Below are 17,068 nucleotides of genomic sequence, written 5' to 3'. Positions count from 1 at the left end.
ACAGCAAAAGCGATGCTGTATTATAGGGGATTTAATGGCCCACCACCTAGTATATGAAAGTGCAGATGGAAAACCTCCTGGCCACCGCCTTCACCTGTATTGGTTACCGTTCTAAAGCCATTATCTAGATTTTGCGCTTTGGCAATCATTGGAATGGTTTTGATGAGGTGGGTTAGCAAGTGATCATGTTCAGGTTTTATATCATAAAGGTTACAAATATGTTGGCGAGGGATCACTAATAAATGAGTGGCAGCCTTTGGGTTAATATCCTTAAAGGCAATACAGTGCTCATCTTCATGAACAATGTCTGCTTTAATATCTCCAGCCACAATTTTACAGAATAAACAGTCTGTCATTATTTGTTACCTGTTCGTGAAGCTTTTTCGTCTAAGCCAGAAATTGAAAAACGTCTGGCTAACTCTTGTAATATTTCTTCCGGCTTTATATTCAAGTGAGCCAACATGACAAGCGTGTGAAACCAAAGATCGGCTGTTTCGTAGACAACATCCGCTTTTGACTGGGCTTGTTCTGCATCTTTAGCTGCAATGATAACTTCTGTTGCCTCTTCGCCGACTTTTTCCAATATTTTATTGAGCCCTTTGCCATAAAGACTCGCAACGTAGGAACTATCAGCGCTTGCGTTTTTTCTTTCTTCTAATATGTTGCCTAATGCAATTAGCACATCACTCATAGATTGGACCTTGGTAAACAGGTTTTAGCTGAAAGATATTTCATCATAGGCTCTGATAATTTTTTTTAGCGCCGATAAAGTTTTGTTGGCAAACTATCTACTTTTTCGAGTAGATGACTTCTGGATCTTGTAAAACAGGAGCAACGGTCTGCCACTGAGGTGCTTTTTGGCTGGTGTCTAGCTGACGATAGAAACAGCTTAGCCGGCCAGTATGGCAAGCAATACCTCCTTGTTGAGTCACTTTTAGAATGATAACGTCACTATCACAGTCCAAAAAAATACTATGGACTTGTTGAGTATGGCCAGACTGTTCACCTTTATGCCATAACTTCTGACGTGATCGAGACCAGTAGACAGCCTCACCCATTTCAACTGTTTGCTGGAGGGCCGCTTTGTTCATCCAGGCCATCATGAGAATTTGGTCAGTGCTGGCATCCTGAGCAATGGCAGGTATCAGTCCATTTGCATCCCACTTGATAGTGCTTAACCAATCATCGTGATTTCTATTTGCATTTGTCATGCTGCATTTAGTCCTGCTTAACCAGTAATACTACACCCAGTGCTACAAGTAATAAGTGGGCTTCACTTGCATTTAGTATGACGTTATACCAGTCTGGAATCCACAAACCAATCAGGCCCACTGCCAGGGTAGCACAGCCAACCCACTGTTGAATTCTGCGGCGCTGTCGCTTATGACGTGCTTCTTCAAGCTGCTGCTGGTAATGATGCTGGTGAGAAACATAGCCCTCGACGGCTTTAACCACTGTTTGTGAGAGTAGTGGTGCTTGCTCAAGTAAGTCGGGGGCTTTGGTGTGTAGTGATTTTAGAAGACCCATAGGGCCAATGCGCTTCTTCATCCACTGCTCAAGAAAAGGCTTAGCCGTTGACCATAGGTCCAACTCGGGATAAAGCTGCCGGCCTAGACCTTCGATGTTGAGCAGTGTTTTTTGTAAAAGTACCAGCTGAGGTTGGACCTCCATATTGAAACGGCGAGCCGTCTGGAATAAACGAAGCAACACTTGCCCAAACGAAATATCCTTCAGTGGTTTTTGAAAAACCGGCTCGCATACTGTACGAATAGCGGCTTCTAGCTCATTTACTCGGGTATTTTTGGGTACCCAGCCTGAATCAATATGCAGCTGGGCAACCATACGATAGTCCTGTTTAAAGAAAGCAATCAGGTTGCGAGCCAGATAGCTTTGATCTTCCGGAGTCAGCGAGCCACATATCCCACAATCTATGGCAATGTAACAAGGGTTACTTGGATCTTCTGTGGCAACGAAGATATTTCCTGGGTGCATATCTGCGTGAAAGAAGCTATCTCGAAAGACTTGAGTAAAGAAAATTTCTACACCTCGCTCAGCAAGCTTACGCATATTGGTTCCTTGGGCCAACAAGGCTTCGACATTAGCGACAGGGATTCCATGAATCCGCTCCATCACCATAACTTGAGTCGAAGTAAAGTCCCAATAAACTTGAGGCACATAGAGTTTGTCTGAATCCGCAAAGTTACGGCGAAGCTGGGAAGCATTTGCGGCTTCACGCTGCAGATCTAACTCATCAAAAATCGTATTTTCATAATCTTGAACAACTTCAAGAGGGCGAAGTCGCCGGCCTTCGCGAGAGATTAAAACGATGATTCTTGCTAATAAGTAGAGTAAGGCAATATCCTGGCGAATGACTTTTTGGATACCTGGTCGAATGACTTTGACCACAACTTGCTGGCCATCAGGCAATTCTGCGGCATGTACTTGAGCCACTGAAGCAGATGCCATCGGCGTTGCTGAGAATGAAGTAAACACCTCTGTAACCGACTGCTGGAGGCTTGCTTCGATAATTTTGATAGCCTCTTCACTGGCAAAGGGGGGGACTTGATCTTGGAGCTTTTGCAGTTCTTGGGCAACGTCATCAGGAAGCAGGTCTCGACGTGTAGAAAGTAGCTGGCCGAACTTAACAAAAATTGGGCCTAGCTCCTCCAAAGCCAAACGAAGTCGCTCTGCACGCGGGCGTTGATTACGGACAAACCAACGCCATGGTAAGCACCAAAAAGCCAACCTTAAGTAAAAGGGTAGTGGGGCATCGTCGATGAGGTTATCTAAGCGATACTTAGCAGTAACATAAATGATTTTTAGCAGGCGAGGAATCTGAACCACGGCTAGTCCTGTTGCGGGGCGTTTTTAAAGTGTTTCTGAAGGCGAGCAAGCCGGTCTTCAAGTTGGTCTGTATCAGACTGAAGTTGCATCAGGTCTTCTTGAAATATTTCTACCGCATTGCGCGGAGGAAGTTCTTTCAGCTCTTCTTGTAAATATTCAGTGATATTTTGCTGTAATGTTTGTTGGGTATATTGCAGCCAATGAAGGCCACTTCTTAAACCATTGGTAACTTTATGTGCTAAAAGTGGGCCTACTAACCTGGCAACTAGAGCCTCCCAGTCAAGCTCACTTTCTTGAATGATTTGGTGAACAGCCATGATAAAGTCGGTGTTGCCAGCAAGTTGTAAGTGCTCACTTAATGTACTATCTGCTGTGCTTTTACTAAGCAGGAGACGAAGCAAATCACTACCCTCACCAGTGAGGCAAGCGGTAAGGCTGCTTTCATGATGACTATGCAGGCTAATACCTTGCAATGTAAACGAGATATAAAAGGTGAGCTTGGGCTGTGTACTTTGGATACACAGAGTTTCACCACTAAACTGGGCAAGACGCTGTTGAGTCAGTGGGTCGAGTGCTAATAACTCATTAACCACCTTCTCCATGGCGGCTTGCAGGGCTGTATTCACAGTTATGCTCATACTTCTGACTCCCTTCTACTTCGCAACTTATTTGTTGTAAATATACTATTCAGGGTAATAGTGCTCGCTAGACAAATTCGTACTCATTAATTACAGAGCAATAGCTCTAGCTGTTTTTATTGATGGAAAAAGCACTTGTTGCTATGGTTTTGTTCCTTTATGCAACGCGACAATGCCTCCAGTCATGTTATGGTAGCTGGTACGGACAAACCCAGCCTCTTGCATCATTCGCTCTAATGTTTCTTGATCAGGGTGCATGCGAATAGATTCTGCAAGGTAACGATAGCTCTCACTGTCATTGGTAATTAATTTACCTAGTAACGGAAGTACCGTAAACGAGTATGCATCGTACATCTTACTCATAACTGGATTGTTGGTTTTAGAAAACTCAAGAATTAATAGGCGCCCACCAGGTTTTAACACCCTATGCATGGACTTTAGTGCTTCTTCTTTGTGAGTCACATTACGCAAGCCAAAAGCAATCGTAATACAGTCGAAAGTGTTATCGGCAAAGGGTAGCTTTTCAGCATCAGCTTGAACGTACTCAACATTACCGCAAATACCGCGGTCAATAAGTCGGTCACGGCCTACTTTTAGCATTGAGTCATTGATATCCGCGAGTACTACTTGGCCATCCATGCCCACAAGGTTGGCAAATTTTCGGGTGAGATCACCTGTACCGCCAGCTATATCTAATACTTTATTGCCAGCACGTACGCCACTTAGCTCAATAGTAAAACGTTTCCAGATACGATGAATGCCCATCGACATGAGATCATTCATCAAATCGTATTTCGGCGCTACAGAATGGAAAACATCAGCAACTAACTTAGCTTTTTCTGTCTCATTAACTTGCTTGTATCCAAAATGGGTCGTGTTCTGTTGGCCATCTGATGGCTTATTATTTCCAGACATACGCGCCTCTATTGATGGAAAAATAAAATAGTTTTTGAGTAAAGGTAAGGATTTTCCTATAAAGAAGAAAGCTTATCTATACCATGATGGGGATAAATAAGATGGAGACTAACGGCCTTTACTCAATAAATTTAACAACGCTAACATCTGGGTCTCTGCTGGCGCCAGCCTGATGGAGCTGTTGCAGGTATGTGTCCCAGTATTTTTGCTGATGACAACATAAGTCGTATAAATAGTCCCAGGTATACAGTCCACTATCATGGCCATCATCGAAGGTGATTTTTAGTGCATAATGACCAATAGGCTCAATTTGCTGTATGTTTACTAATCGCTTTCCTGTCTGTAATACAGCCTGGCCTTGACCATGACCACGCACTTCAGCTGAAGGGGATAATACTCTTAACAGTTCACACGATAATTCAAACTGCTCGCCACTGTCGTAGGAGAGACTTACTTTACGTGACTTTTTATGGAGTTTGATATCAATCAGCAAGGGTGTATTCATAATGTTGCTGGTAGTTGTGTTCATTTCAGATGATAGTCCGCGTTGATTGTAGACTACTCCTTAGCATATTGGGAGAGAGGCTTGAGTGAGTATGCTTATCAATGCAGTAATGAGGAAGCTTATTAAGAAAGGCTAGAATATTTTAAAAAACACCTGAATAAGCTCCAGTTTATAAAGCTCATTCAGGCAGGTCATGTTGTGCTTGCTTTCGTTAAGTCATTATAAAATGTAACGACTTAAATCTTCATCTTGAGCAAGCTTGCCTAGGTGCTCATCAACATATTTAGCATCAATGGCAAGAGGCTTATCACTGTATTCGGTACTCAAGTCTGCAGCACTGAAGGAAACCTCTTCTAATAATCGCTCCATTACGGTATGTAGACGGCGAGCACCAATGTTCTCGGTACTTTCATTGACGTGCCATGCTACTTCCGCAATACGAGTGATAGCATCTTTGGTAAATTCAACATTCAGGCTTTCAGTTGCAATAAGTGCTTGATACTGCTCTGTTAGTGAAGCATCAGGCTCTGTCAAAATACGCTCAAAGTCTTGAACTGTCAGCGCGTTAAGTTCAACTCGAATGGGCAGACGACCTTGCAATTCAGGTATCAGGTCTGAAGGTTTGGACAAGTGGAAAGCACCTGATGCAATGAAAAGTATATGATCGGTTTTGATCATGCCAAACTTAGTGTTGATGGTGCAGCCTTCGATCAACGGCAGCAAGTCACGCTGTACACCTTCTCGAGATACGTCAGCATTGCTGCCGGCAGAACGTTTGGCGACTTTGTCAATTTCATCAAGAAAGACAATACCGTTTTGTTCCACAGACTCAATGGCACTTGCTTTAAGCTCGTCTTCATTGACCAGTTTGGCAGCTTCTTCATCCTGCACTAACTTGAAGGCATCTTTAATCTTAAGTTTGCGCGCTTTTTTTCGGCCAGAAGACATATTTGAAAAAATATTTTGCAGTTGGCTTGTCATTTCTTCCATACCTGGAGGAGCCATAATCTCAACACCTACAGGGGAATCTTTGACTTCAATTTCGATCTCTTTGTCATCCAACTCGCCTTCTCGTAATTTTTTCCGAAAGACTTGCCTTGTGCTTGAGCTTTCACGCTCTTTAGCGCTGTCTTCAAAGCTGCGGGCTGGAGGTAGCAAGGCATCAAGAATGCGCTCTTCAGCAGCATCCAGTGCACGATGTTTTACCCGTTCCATTTCCTGTTCACGCTTCATCTTAATGGCAGCGTCTACCAGGTCACGAATGATCGACTCTACGTCGCGCCCCACATAGCCTACTTCTGTAAACTTGGTTGCTTCGACTTTAATAAAGGGGGCGTTAGCTAGCTTGGCTAGACGACGTGCAATTTCGGTTTTACCCACCCCAGTTGGACCAATCATTAAAATATTTTTAGGGGTAATTTCATTGCGTAGCTCAGCACTGACTTGCATTCTACGCCAACGGTTACGTAGGGCGATGGCTACAGCTCGTTTGGCTTCAGCCTGGCCAATAATATGTTTGTCCAGCTCGTGAACAATTTCCCGTGGAGTCATATTAGACATGGTAAACCTGTAATATCTAAAAAAGGTAAATCTTACTCACAATACGACGTGTCGTGCTTTTGTGTCCTGGTCTAGCGCTTACTCACAATCAAGCTCTTCGATGGTGCGATTGTGGTTAGTGTAGATACAAATATCTCCAGCGATCTCCAGGCCTTTTTCAACAATATCGCGAGCGGATAATTCTGAGCTTTCCAACAGAGCACGAGCGGCAGACTGGGCAAATGGACCTCCTGAGCCAATGGCGATTAACCCATTTTCAGGCTCAACGACATCACCATTACCTGTGATAATGAGTGAGGCTTTAGCATCTGCAACCGCTAACAAGGCTTCTAAGCGTCTTAGTGCTCGGTCTGTACGCCAGTCTTTAGCAAGTTCGACAGCTGCTCGTACTAAGTGTCCTTGATGCTTTTCGAGTTGCGCTTCAAAACGTTCAAATAACGTGAAGGCATCTGCGGTTCCGCCTGCGAAACCTGCAATCACGTTGCCATTGTATAACCGTCTTACCTTGCGAGCATTTCCCTTTAAGACGGTATTGCCCAGTGTCACTTGGCCATCACCACCGATAACGACTTTACCGTTACGACGTACAGACAGGATGGTAGTGCCTCGATACTGTTCCAATGTGAACTCCTCTGATCTTGCATGGGTATAACGCTACCTGAACATTTTCGTGTTGCCTGAAAACTGTCAAAACCCTAGCTTGTGATTGGGGCGTAAGACTGGCACGGGCAAAGATACATTTCTCTTTATGTAAGAAAGCTGCTGACTTCGGCTGTTTCAGTGCGTCATCATCGAGCCTGATCGCAGGCTCGGGTATGTTTTCAATATGGGGTAATTAAAGAATAATTCAAGGACAACAGACGAGGGGGTGGTTGTTACTTTAGCTGGAGTGCAATAGAGTCAATATTCTGCTGGGCTAAATTGCCTTTAACACTCACCATTTGTTGCTTGTTTGCAAATGGTCCTACTTGGACTCGATACCAGGTTTCCCCGTTGCGAATGTTAACGGGTTGGGTCTGAGCCGTTAGTCCAAGCAATATAAGTTCTGCACGTCGGCGGTCTGCATCTTGCCGGTTTCTAAATGATCCAGCCTGAAGAGCATATTGAGTCTGGGCAGCCTTTTCTGGAGGGTTAGGGGCTGGTGCTTGTTGTTCCGGCTGAGTTAATTTTGCAGGTAACACTTCATTGTCTTCTACATTTTGTACAACTGTTTCAGACTCTGTGAGTAGTGTATAAAAGTCAAAGACAGCCTTAGATGGGCTATCTGACTGCTGCTCTGAGTTGGACTTGTTGCTGCTAGTGACAGTCTTGCGGATATCACTTGCATTAGGCACAAGCTTGATCAGAAAAGCTAAAAAGAGTCCAACAACAACACCTGTGACTAACCAAGGGAGTCCAGAGGGGCGTGCTTGCTGGGTTTGTTTGGGTTTACGACTAGCACCGCGTTTTGTCATAGTTTTTCGTTTCTTACTTACCTATGTGAAAAGATTATCAAAAAATTGAAAAAAGTCTTCCCTCGTTTACGAATTGAATGCCATATACAGAATCTACCATTTACTTGAGGTATATATAGTTTGTTAGCTTAATAGACTACATTTGTTGCAGCTGTATTCAGTTTGATTATTAAATTTTGAGGTATGTTATTCAGATAAGGCACTTGAGATGTATTCTAAAGGCAACAACTAGTGTGCATTATGCCAAAGCTTATTTGAATAATCAGTAGCCGAGCACTAAAGTTGTTTTGGTGCCAAGATTCGGCTAGTATGCACGCGCTATGAAATATATTTTTGGTAAGACAATACAGAATTTTTATGGAGATGTTACGCCCATAGTTTATTACTGGGGGACATCTGCATTGCTGCCATTCCGACGAGGCTTTTCATTACTGCAGTTATGATGGCAAGCCTGTCGGTCTGTGCTCGTGGTATGTAACACAAGCCCGATTAGCATTGCTAATCGGGCTTTTTGCTTATGCATCTGGTAATAGCAAACAAAGGAAATCTGATGAACATTCGCCAGTTTTTAGAATCCGAAGTTAGCCGGGCGTTAGTTGCCGCTGGGGCACCAGAGGGGACTCAAGCAATGGTACGAACCAGCTCGCGATCCAGTTTCGGTGACTATCAGGCTAATGGGGTAATGGGTGCAGCTAAAAAGCTTGGCAAGAATCCTCGTGAACTGGCTGAAGATGTGATTCGACAACTCAGTTTGGCTGATGTAGCTGAAAAGATAGAAATTGCTGGTCCTGGCTTTATTAATATCTTTCTAAAGCCTGAATGGATGCAGCAGCAGCTTCAACAGTGGATCGCAGATCCTAGAGTCGGTGTGCCTAAAGCAGATAAGTCAAAGACGATTGTCATTGACTACTCTTCGCCTAACTTAGCGAAAGAAATGCACGTTGGTCATTTACGTAGCACAATCATTGGTGATGCGGTAACACGAGCCTTTGAATTTTTAGGTCATAAAGTCGTTCGACAAAATCACGTGGGTGACTGGGGTACCCAATTTGGAATGTTGATCGCCTATATGGAACGGCTTGCAGCAGAAAATCCTGATGCAGTTTCTATGGAGCTATCTGACCTGGAAACATTTTACCGGGATGCGAAAAAGTCCTTCGATGAAGATCCTGAGTTTGCTGAAGTGGCGCGTGAGTATGTTGTTAAGCTGCAAAGTGGTGATGAACACTGTAAAAAACTTTGGGAAAAATTCATTGATATCTCACTGAACCACAGTGAAGAAATATATCATCGACTTAATGTGTCGTTGACTCGTGATGATGTTATGGCAGAAAGCGCCTATAACGATGATTTGCCTAATGTCATTAAGTTGCTTGAAGAGAAAGGCCTGCTGACAGATGACCAAGGGGCTAAAGTTGTCTTTTTGGAAGAGTTTAAAACCAAAGATGGCGAGCCTATGGGAGTCATTATTCAGAAGAAAGATGGTGGCTTTTTATATTCAACAACGGATTTGGCCGCAATCCGTTATCGTTGTCATACCCTGCATGCTGACCGCGTTCTGTATTATGTGGATGCTCGCCAGGCACAGCATTTTGAACAGGTTTTCACAATTTGTAAGAAGGCTGGGTTTTCAACAGCACGCTGCTCACTTGAGCACCATGCGTTTGGCATGATGCTGGGGGATGATGGTAAGCCCTTTAAAACCAGAGCGGGTGGTGTTGTAAAGCTTGCCGAGTTACTCGATGAAGCGGAAGACCGTGCAGCTACACTGATAGCTCAGAAAAGCCCTAACTTAGACGAAGAACAAAAAGTAGACGTTATTCGTGCTGTGGCAATGGGAGCAATTAAGTACGCTGACCTTTCTAAGAACCGTACCAGTGATTACATTTTTAACTGGGACAATATGCTGGCGTTTGATGGTAATACAGCACCTTATATTTTGTATGCATATACTCGTGTGAAAAGTATCTTCCGTAAAGCGGGTGTTCAACTGGAAGAGTTATCTGGTGAATTAGCTGTTTTAGCACCAGAAGAGCGCACTTTAGCTATGAAGCTTATGCAGTTTCATGAAACCCTTGATGTCATGGTAGCTGAAGGTCAGCCACACTTGTTGTGTGGTTACCTATATGATGTAGCGGGTACCTTTATGACGTTTTATGAAGCTTGCCCAGTTAATAAGCCAGGTGTGGAAGAAGCAACTAAGCAGAGCCGCTTACTGCTTTGTGCGCTGGTAGCTAATACCCTTAAAGCAGGGCTTGACGTGCTGGGGATTGATACTGTGGAGCAAATGTAAGGTTTTTTACCACTATATTTAGTCGTTAAAAAAGGGCCTAAAAAGGCCCTTTTTCTATTTTGCTTACATCATATCTTGTGGATCAATATCTACTGACCAGCGCAGTTTACGGGCAAGCTTAACCAGCATTTGGTTTCCACCCTCCAGTTGATGAACAGCAAAAGCAATGGCTGTATGCAGTGGTTGTCGAGCAGGGCTGCTAACGAGCATCTGCCATCGATACCAATTTTGTCGCTTTTCCATAGGGGCTGGTAGAGGCCCAAGCAACGTAACACCGAGTGGGCCATTTAAGTTATTGTGCTGCAAAAATTGGTTAATTAATTCTCGTAGTTGCAGCAGGAGCTGTTCTCCTTCTTCATGTTTTTTACACTCCACTCTAAATAATCCTATATAGCCATACGGTGGTAAACCGAGCTTTTCTCGCTCTGCAAGCAATGTATTAGCAAAAGTGTCATAGCCTTCAGTAACTAAGCTATTTAAAATTGGGCTTTCGGGGTGATGGGTCTGTATGACTACTTCGCCTGCTAATGTGCCTCTTCCTGCTCGGCCTGCTACCTGGGTGATAAGCTGTCCCAGGCGCTCTAACCCCCGAAAATCACTACTGAATAGCCCTGAATCAGCATCTAGAATGGCAACCAATGTTACTTTGGGGAAATGGTGGCCCTTTGCCAGCATCTGTGTGCCCACCAAAATAGCAGGTTCACCTTGGTGAATGTCCTTAAATAGTTGCTGTAAGCGGCTTTTCCCTCGAGTACTGTCACGGTCTATGCGAATAACAGGAGTAGGATCAAACTGTTCTATGAGAAAGTCTTCAATTCGCTCTGTGCCAGCACCAACAGGGAATAAGCTGGCAGTATTGCAGCGCCCACAGCGTTCTGGAATAGGCTGTTGATAGTCACAGTGGTGGCAGTGTAAATGGGCAGGCTGACGATGAATAGTTAGGTGGGCATCGCAGTCAGGGCAGTCTGCAGCCCAGCCACATTCATGACAGAGTAGCGTGGGTGCGTAGCCTCGACGATTAATGAAAATGAGTACTTGCTGATCTTTTTCTAAGTGCTGTGTTATTTTTTGTTGTAATGCAGAAGATAATCCTGCCTGTAAAGTCTCTCCTCTGATGTTAAGCAATTCTATGCTGGGTGGTTTGGCCATACCTGCCCGCCGAGTCAGCCATAAATGCTGGTAGCGGTGAGCCTTTGCATTATGAATGGTTTCTAAAGAGGGGGTGGCACTTCCCAATACAATCGGGATGTTAGCTTGTCTGGCTCGGTAAATGGCAATATCTCTGGCTGAGTAGCGTAAGCTGTCTTGCTGTTTATAAGAGGCGTCATGTTCTTCATCAATGATGATTAAGCCAGGTTTCGCGAGCGGGGTGAATACAGCAGAGCGAGTGCCAATAATAATGCCGGCGCGATAATCAATGGCCTTCTGCCAGGCAAGAAAGCGTTCACTGTCGTTTAGCCCTGAGTGAATAACGACAATGGGAACAGCAAAGCGCTGCTCAAAGCGGTGTAAGGTTTGTGGCGTTAAGCCAATTTCGGGGATAAGTACCAGTGCTTGCCTACCCGCTTTTAACGTATGCTCGATAAGTTGTAAATAGACTTCGGTTTTGCCACTGCCAGTGATCCCTTGCAGTAAAAAGGTTTGAAACTGTTGTGCGGCTTGCAGTATCTGTTGTACAACATGTGCTTGTTCGGGGTTAAGCGTTAAGGGTGCTTCATGCAGTATGCTTTGAGGCATAGTATGCAGTGTTGGCAGCTCTTCAAGAATACACTCAACCTCTCCTTTTTTTTCCAACGCTGAAAGTGTTTGGTTACTGACACCTAAACTTTTCAGCATAGGCTCATGTAATCCCTTTAAGTGCTGTTTTAATAATTGCCAGGCGGCTAATTGTAGTTTGGCATTGCGCGCAATGTTGCTTGGTACCTCAGCGGCAGGATAGGTAAGACGCCATAACTTTCGAGTTTGTTGGGCTACTGGCTTACCTTGGCGCAGTGCGACGGGGATAGCAGTGCTCAGTGTTTCTCCTAGACTGTGATGGTAGTAATGGGCTACCCACCGGCAAAGGTCCAGCAAGTCTCTAGGGATTATCGGCTGCTCATCCAGCACGTGTTCTGCATGCTTCAGGCTGCTTGGTGGTATATCTGTCTTAGTGGTAATCGCGATAAGGATGCCAATGAGTTTTCGAGGCCCAAAGGGCACTTTGAGTCGTATGCCTGGGGATAAAGCATCAATACCAGATTTTGGAGGGAGGTAGTCAAATACTCTGCGTAAAGGGGTTGGCAAGGCAACCTGAAGATAGTGCGTTGACTCTGTCTTGGCGTAATTGCCCATAAGTATATGATCAGTAAAGGTTTAAGAAGGCCGCTACAAAAAGTACATCATAACAGGCAAATTCTGTAAAAATGTAGTGCTATCGCTTTTGATGGTGGGTTACTTTGCAGAATAAATAGTGAACAATGATGGTTGAAGGTTGCCAATACTTTACTTTCTGGTAAGATGCCCGGTCAGTTTTATTTAGGTGGTGTTGTATTTGTGCTGCCACCCTCTAGCATGCTTTAAGTGCTGATATATTATTTATAGTAAGTGCGGTGCCTGGCAACGAGTTTGTGCAAATGGTTCGGGTAGCGGCACACGATACAAGAGGAAACGTCATGAAAGCAGAAATCCATCCAACTTATGAGGCGGTTGACATCACTTGTAGCTGTGGCAATGTCATTAAAACTAAGTCCACTGTCTGCAAAGATTTTAGCATTGAAGTATGCTCTGCTTGTCACCCGTTCTACACTGGTAAGCAAAAGATTCTTGATACTGGTGGTCGTGTTGAACGCTTCAAGAAACGTTTTGGTATGCGTACTACTCGCAAAGCATAATACCAACGCGCTAAGATTTTCAAAGAAGGTGCTGGTTATCAGCGCCTTTTTTGTATCAGCTGTTTTCTCTCTATCACCAGCCCTTGCTTCAACGCTTCCTGCGTTTCAGGCTTCTTCCTCTGCATCAGCATCATACGTATCAGCCGCTCGGCTCAACTGTAAACCCAAAGGTAAGCAGCAGGCTCTCCACCAGCCGAAAGTGATTGATGGTGATACGTTGTATGGAAATGGTCAAAAAATTCGGCTAATAGGTATTAATACACCTGAGTTAGGATATGATAACTCTCCGTCAGAGCCTTTTGCTCTAGCAGCAAAGCAAGCAGCTAAACGCTGGCTAGAACAATACTCAAAACATCTCTTCTTCGTTAAAGGTAAGCAGCAACGTGATCGTTATGGAAGAGTGCTGGCTTATATCGTTAATGAGCAAGGAGAGCTGCTTTCCAAGCATTTGTTGCTCAAAGGATTGGGTTTTTACATTGCGGTTCCACCTAATACTGAATTATTGCCATGCTTTATAGCGTCAGAGAAGAGGGCTAGAAATAACAGGCAAAATATTTGGCGTGAGCTGTTACCAACAACTACTGGTAATGTAAGCCAGTCTGGCTTTCAGCTTGTACTTGGTAAAGTAACAAGTGTCATTATCACAGATAATCATTGGTGGGTCATACTGGGCAATGATGTTGCGCTAAAGATACAGAAAGCAGACCAGCCTTTCTTCAATGTCGAGTGGGTCAAAAAACTGAAAAATACAACATTAGAAGTGCGTGGCTGGTTAATTGATCGACAGCATAAACGGCGTAAACTGCCAAAACACTATGCTCGCTGGCTAATGCTGGTAAGGCACCCTGCAGTGATACAACTAAAAAAGCCATCAAATAGAGTATATTAGTACTCTTGGACTCATACCTGGCAACGTTTTTAAACGATTGTGAATGCTCATGAAACATCTTAGTTTTTCATTGTCACCTTATAAGGGAACAGTTTTAATCCTGCTGATAGTGAGTTGCTTTAGTTTTTCGGGGTGTGTTGTAAACCCTGCAACAGGCGACTATGACTTTGTATTGATGAGTGAGCAGGAGGAGTTGAATGTTGGGAGCAAAAATAATCTAAAGGTTCGTAATCAGCTTGCCATATTAGATACTCAAACGTTGCAGCGCTATGTCCAAGAAGTTGGGCTTAAGGTTGCTCGTGTTAGTCATCGCCCTTCACTACCTTACCAATTTACAGTGATTGATTCTCCAGAAGTTAATGCCTTTGCTTTGCCTGGCGGTTATATCTATGTCTATCGTGGGTTGCTAGCTTATTTAAACTCTGAGGCTGAGCTGGCAGCAGTATTAGCACACGAAGTTGCTCATGTAACTGCAAGGCATAGTGTACAGCAGCATGGTATGAGTACAGCCAGTAATGTCTTTGGTCAAGTGGTTGCAGCCTATACGGGAGTTGGTATTGCAGGAGATTTAACCAGTATTCTGGGTACTGCTGTGGTAAGAGGGTATGGTAGGGAGCATGAACTTGAAGCCGATGGTTTGGGTGCTTCTTATCTTGCTAAAGCAGGCTATAACCCGCAAGCCATGATTAATGTAGTGAAAGTACTAAAAAATCACGAAGTGTGGGCTACCAAGAAGGCTGAGGCAGAAGGTAAAGAGGCGAGCACTTACCATGGTATTTTTTCAACACATCCCGATAATGACAAACGACTACAAGAAGTGGTAGCTAATGTACCAACTAAATCCCAAGGAAAAGTATTTTCAAAAAGGTACTTAGAGAAAATAAATGGGCTGGCATTTGGCGAAAGTAGTAGTACTGGTGTGACGATAAATAATCAGTTTTTACATAAGCCGATGAATTTTAAAGTGCACTTTCCCCAACATTGGAAAATTATTAATACACCTGCTCGTCTGATTGCTCACCCTATTGAAAAGTCCGCCATTTTTGTAATGGAACAAGGCCCCATCAAAAATGGCTTTAGGCCTGATGCATATTTGAAATCCCTTGTAGATCAACGTTATCGACTGCGAGGAGGACAGTCAATTCATATAGGTAATACTATTGGCTACACCGCGATAGTCCAGCCGAAACTGGGGGGGAGCTTTATTCGTTTGGCGGTTTTCTTTCATGAAGGAAAAGTATTTATATTACAAGGGCAAGTTAAACTGAGTTCAACATTTGCCAGTTATGATGTTGAGTTCTTGCAAATCATAAATAGTTTTCAGTCGTTACCCCCGCAAGATTACCAACGAGCAGAAGGAAATAAAATTAAACTTATCAAAGCTTCACCAGGGATGACATTTTCTGCATTGGCTAAGAGAAGTCCAATACGAGAGCAAGCTGAGCTTCAGTTACGTTTAATTAATGATATGTACCCTAAAGGGGAGCCCAAAGTAGGACAGTGGCTAAAGGTTATTGAATAAAACAAATATCTTCTAATAAAAGGATTTTATGTACAAATCTAGTAACACGTTGACACATGATTACGTAAAATTGACTATTAAACTTTGTAAATGTTTATGCAACATTGCTTGCTTGAGGGAGTAATGCCTTTTCTTTAAGCTGTTTAATTTAACAACAAATAATTGGAAAACAACGCCATGTCCGAGGACTTGAGAACCGCTGCACTGGAGTATCACGCTAATCCTAAACCAGGAAAAATCAGTATTGAGCTTACAAAACCTGCCGAAACTGCACGACACTTAGCGCTTGCCTATAGCCCAGGTGTTGCTGAGCCCGTTCGTGAAATTGCGAAAGACCCAGAAAATGCTTACAAATACACTGCTAAAGGTAACTTAGTTGCAGTTATTAGTAATGGCTCGGCTATTTTAGGCTTAGGTAATTTGGGGGCTTTGCCTAGTAAGCCCGTAATGGAAGGAAAAAGCTTATTGTTTAAGCGCTTTGCAGGCATAAACTCCATCGACATTGAGGTTGACTCTGAAAGCCCACAAGCGTTTATCGACACAGTAAAGCGAATTGCTATTAGTTTTGGAGGCATTAACTTAGAAGATATCAAGGCCCCAGAGTGTTTTGATATTGAGCGTGAGTTAATCGAACTTTGCTCTATTCCGGTGTTTCATGATGATCAGCATGGAACAGCTATTGTTACAGCAGCAGGCATGTTGAATGCACTGGAGCTAGCTGGTAAGTCTATAAGTGATGTATCTATGGTTTGCTTAGGGGCAGGAGCTGCAGCGATTGCTTGTTGCAAGCTTCTTATTTCTTGTGGCATGAAGCCTGAGAATATTTACATGCTTGACCGAAAAGGCGTTATTCACAGTGGCCGGCATGATCTAAACCAGTATAAAGCTGCTTTTGCTAATGAAACGTCGAAACGTACACTTGATGATGCTATTGAAGGTGCTGATGTCTTTTTGGGGCTTTCTGGGCCTAACTTATTATCGCCTGAGCAACTGAAAAAAATGGCGCCTAACCCCATTGTGTTTGCCTGCTCAAACCCTGACCCAGAAATCAAGCCTGAACTTGCACTCTCTGTTCGTGATGATGTCATTATGGCTACAGGGCGCTCTGATTACCCTAACCAGGTAAACAATGTATTAGGGTTTCCCTTTATTTTCCGTGGTGCGCTGGATGTTAGAGCGACAGTGATCAATGAAGAGATGAAGCTGGCGGCTGTTCATGCCTTGAAAGATCTGGCGAAAGAACCTGTTCCCGAGGATGTTATTAATGCTTATGGTGGCAAGTCGCTCAGCTTTGGCCGTGATTATATTATTCCAAAGCCTATGGATGTCAGGCTGCTTGGAGTAGTATCTGCCGCTGTTGCCAAAGCAGCTGTAGACAGTGGGGCAGCCAAACTTGCATACCCGGATCACTATCCTCTTCAGGCTATTGAAGATATTAAGTAACTTTCATCTCAAGTCGCTTTCATTGATGTAATTACACAAATCTAACTAGCTGAAGCAAATAAATAAAAAAGGCACCATATGGTGCCTTTTTTATTTTTTACATTGTAGTGAGGGTTGATTTAAGCAAGGGCCAAG

Annotated in this window: 16 protein-coding genes; 5 read left to right on the top strand and 11 right to left on the bottom strand. The window is 43.7% G+C overall.

Going from position 1 to position 17,068, the window contains the following annotated elements; translation table 11 throughout:
* Window positions 1–20: 20 nt before the first annotated feature.
* The 10 genes from KHS79_RS21920 to KHS79_RS21875 form a co-directional block, all read right to left on the bottom strand.
* Window positions 21–356 (bottom strand): histidine triad nucleotide-binding protein, encoded by a 336-nt coding sequence (locus tag KHS79_RS21920; RefSeq protein ID WP_094789044.1) that lies wholly within the window; start codon window positions 354–356, stop codon window positions 21–23.
* Entirely contained in the window at window positions 356–691 is a 336-nt protein-coding gene (locus tag KHS79_RS21915) for a phosphoribosyl-ATP diphosphatase (protein WP_027707040.1), read from the bottom strand. Before KHS79_RS21915 ends, KHS79_RS21920 begins: the two co-directional genes overlap by 1 nt.
* Window positions 692–788: 97 nt before the next feature.
* On the bottom strand, window positions 789–1,211 hold the full coding sequence (hisI, locus tag KHS79_RS21910; RefSeq protein WP_212722135.1) for a phosphoribosyl-AMP cyclohydrolase: 423 nt from the start codon (window positions 1,209–1,211) through the stop codon (window positions 789–791).
* Window positions 1,212–1,218: 7 nt separating this feature from the next.
* Window positions 1,219–2,844: a ubiquinone biosynthesis regulatory protein kinase UbiB gene (ubiB, locus tag KHS79_RS21905; RefSeq protein WP_094789047.1), complete on the bottom strand. Its 1,626-nt coding sequence runs from the start codon at window positions 2,842–2,844 to the stop codon at window positions 1,219–1,221.
* Window positions 2,845–2,846: 2 nt separating this feature from the next.
* A complete protein-coding gene (locus KHS79_RS21900) occupies window positions 2,847–3,482 on the bottom strand; it encodes a ubiquinone biosynthesis accessory factor UbiJ (protein WP_212722134.1) in 636 nt (211 codons plus the stop codon).
* Window positions 3,483–3,623: 141 nt separating this feature from the next.
* Window positions 3,624–4,397, bottom strand: a complete 774-nt coding sequence (gene ubiE / locus KHS79_RS21895) for a bifunctional demethylmenaquinone methyltransferase/2-methoxy-6-polyprenyl-1,4-benzoquinol methylase UbiE (protein WP_212722132.1) — start codon at window positions 4,395–4,397, stop codon at window positions 3,624–3,626.
* Window positions 4,398–4,515: 118 nt separating this feature from the next.
* Window positions 4,516–4,902 (bottom strand): gamma-butyrobetaine hydroxylase-like domain-containing protein, encoded by a 387-nt coding sequence (locus KHS79_RS21890; protein WP_212722130.1) that lies wholly within the window; start codon window positions 4,900–4,902, stop codon window positions 4,516–4,518.
* Between the two features lie 219 nt (window positions 4,903–5,121).
* Window positions 5,122–6,462 carry an ATP-dependent protease ATPase subunit HslU gene (gene hslU / locus KHS79_RS21885; protein ID WP_094789051.1) on the bottom strand — a complete coding sequence of 447 codons (1,341 nt, stop codon included), beginning with the start codon at window positions 6,460–6,462 and terminating at the stop codon, window positions 5,122–5,124.
* Between the two features lie 78 nt (window positions 6,463–6,540).
* A complete protein-coding gene (gene hslV, locus KHS79_RS21880; protein ID WP_027707047.1) occupies window positions 6,541–7,083 on the bottom strand; it encodes an ATP-dependent protease subunit HslV in 543 nt (180 codons plus the stop codon).
* A 254-nt stretch (window positions 7,084–7,337) separates the two neighbouring features.
* Window positions 7,338–7,916: an SPOR domain-containing protein gene (locus KHS79_RS21875; RefSeq protein WP_212722128.1), complete on the bottom strand. Its 579-nt coding sequence runs from the start codon at window positions 7,914–7,916 to the stop codon at window positions 7,338–7,340.
* Window positions 7,917–8,466: 550 nt separating this feature from the next.
* Here KHS79_RS21875 and argS point away from each other — a divergent pair.
* Entirely contained in the window at window positions 8,467–10,209 is a 1,743-nt protein-coding gene (gene argS, locus KHS79_RS21870) for an arginine--tRNA ligase (RefSeq protein WP_212722126.1), read from the top strand.
* Between the two features lie 63 nt (window positions 10,210–10,272).
* On the opposite strand, the gene KHS79_RS21865 is transcribed toward argS, so the two are convergent.
* The gene (locus tag KHS79_RS21865; RefSeq protein WP_212722124.1) at window positions 10,273–12,540 is read right to left on the bottom strand and encodes a primosomal protein N'; all 2,268 of its coding nucleotides are present in this window, start codon (window positions 12,538–12,540) and stop codon (window positions 10,273–10,275) included.
* A 320-nt stretch (window positions 12,541–12,860) separates the two neighbouring features.
* On the opposite strand from KHS79_RS21865, the gene rpmE reads away from it, so the two are divergent.
* From rpmE to KHS79_RS21845, 4 genes are all read left to right on the top strand, one after another.
* Entirely contained in the window at window positions 12,861–13,079 is a 219-nt protein-coding gene (rpmE, locus tag KHS79_RS21860; RefSeq protein ID WP_027707051.1) for a 50S ribosomal protein L31, read from the top strand.
* Between the two features lie 28 nt (window positions 13,080–13,107).
* A complete protein-coding gene (locus KHS79_RS21855; RefSeq protein ID WP_212722122.1) occupies window positions 13,108–13,968 on the top strand; it encodes a thermonuclease family protein in 861 nt (286 codons plus the stop codon).
* A 49-nt stretch (window positions 13,969–14,017) separates the two neighbouring features.
* Window positions 14,018–15,490, top strand: coding sequence for a M48 family metalloprotease (locus tag KHS79_RS21850; RefSeq protein WP_212722120.1), 1,473 nt, complete (start codon window positions 14,018–14,020; stop codon window positions 15,488–15,490).
* A gap of 177 nt (window positions 15,491–15,667) precedes the next feature.
* Entirely contained in the window at window positions 15,668–16,933 is a 1,266-nt protein-coding gene (locus KHS79_RS21845) for a malic enzyme-like NAD(P)-binding protein (protein ID WP_212722118.1), read from the top strand.
* The last annotated feature ends 135 nt before the right edge of the window (window positions 16,934–17,068 follow it).

It is taken from the genome of Zooshikella ganghwensis, from assembly GCF_018263875.1.
Taxonomy (GTDB): Bacteria; Pseudomonadota; Gammaproteobacteria; order Pseudomonadales; family Zooshikellaceae; genus Zooshikella; species Zooshikella ganghwensis.
Note: the sequence above shows the minus strand (reverse complement) of the source record. Positions and strands in the feature narration are given on the sequence as shown.

Excerpts from the sequence above, each read along its gene's own strand:
- KHS79_RS21920 (WP_094789044.1), bottom strand. The coding sequence starts at position 356 with ATGACAGACTGTTTATTCTGTAAAATTGTGGCTGGAGATATTAAAGCA.
- KHS79_RS21915 (WP_027707040.1), bottom strand. The coding sequence starts at position 691 with ATGAGTGATGTGCTAATTGCATTAGGCAACATATTAGAAGAAAGAAAA.
- hisI (WP_212722135.1), bottom strand. The coding sequence starts at position 1,211 with ATGACAAATGCAAATAGAAATCACGATGATTGGTTAAGCACTATCAAG.
- KHS79_RS21900 (WP_212722134.1), bottom strand. The coding sequence starts at position 3,482 with ATGAGCATAACTGTGAATACAGCCCTGCAAGCCGCCATGGAGAAGGTG.
- ubiE (WP_212722132.1), bottom strand. The coding sequence starts at position 4,397 with ATGTCTGGAAATAATAAGCCATCAGATGGCCAACAGAACACGACCCAT.
- KHS79_RS21890 (WP_212722130.1), bottom strand. The coding sequence starts at position 4,902 with ATGAATACACCCTTGCTGATTGATATCAAACTCCATAAAAAGTCACGT.
- hslU (WP_094789051.1), bottom strand. The coding sequence starts at position 6,462 with ATGTCTAATATGACTCCACGGGAAATTGTTCACGAGCTGGACAAACAT.
- KHS79_RS21875 (WP_212722128.1), bottom strand. The coding sequence starts at position 7,916 with ATGACAAAACGCGGTGCTAGTCGTAAACCCAAACAAACCCAGCAAGCA.
- argS (WP_212722126.1), top strand. The coding sequence starts at position 8,467 with ATGAACATTCGCCAGTTTTTAGAATCCGAAGTTAGCCGGGCGTTAGTT.
- KHS79_RS21865 (WP_212722124.1), bottom strand. The coding sequence starts at position 12,540 with ATGGGCAATTACGCCAAGACAGAGTCAACGCACTATCTTCAGGTTGCC.
- rpmE (WP_027707051.1), top strand. The coding sequence starts at position 12,861 with ATGAAAGCAGAAATCCATCCAACTTATGAGGCGGTTGACATCACTTGT.
- KHS79_RS21850 (WP_212722120.1), top strand. The coding sequence starts at position 14,018 with ATGAAACATCTTAGTTTTTCATTGTCACCTTATAAGGGAACAGTTTTA.
- KHS79_RS21845 (WP_212722118.1), top strand. The coding sequence starts at position 15,668 with ATGTCCGAGGACTTGAGAACCGCTGCACTGGAGTATCACGCTAATCCT.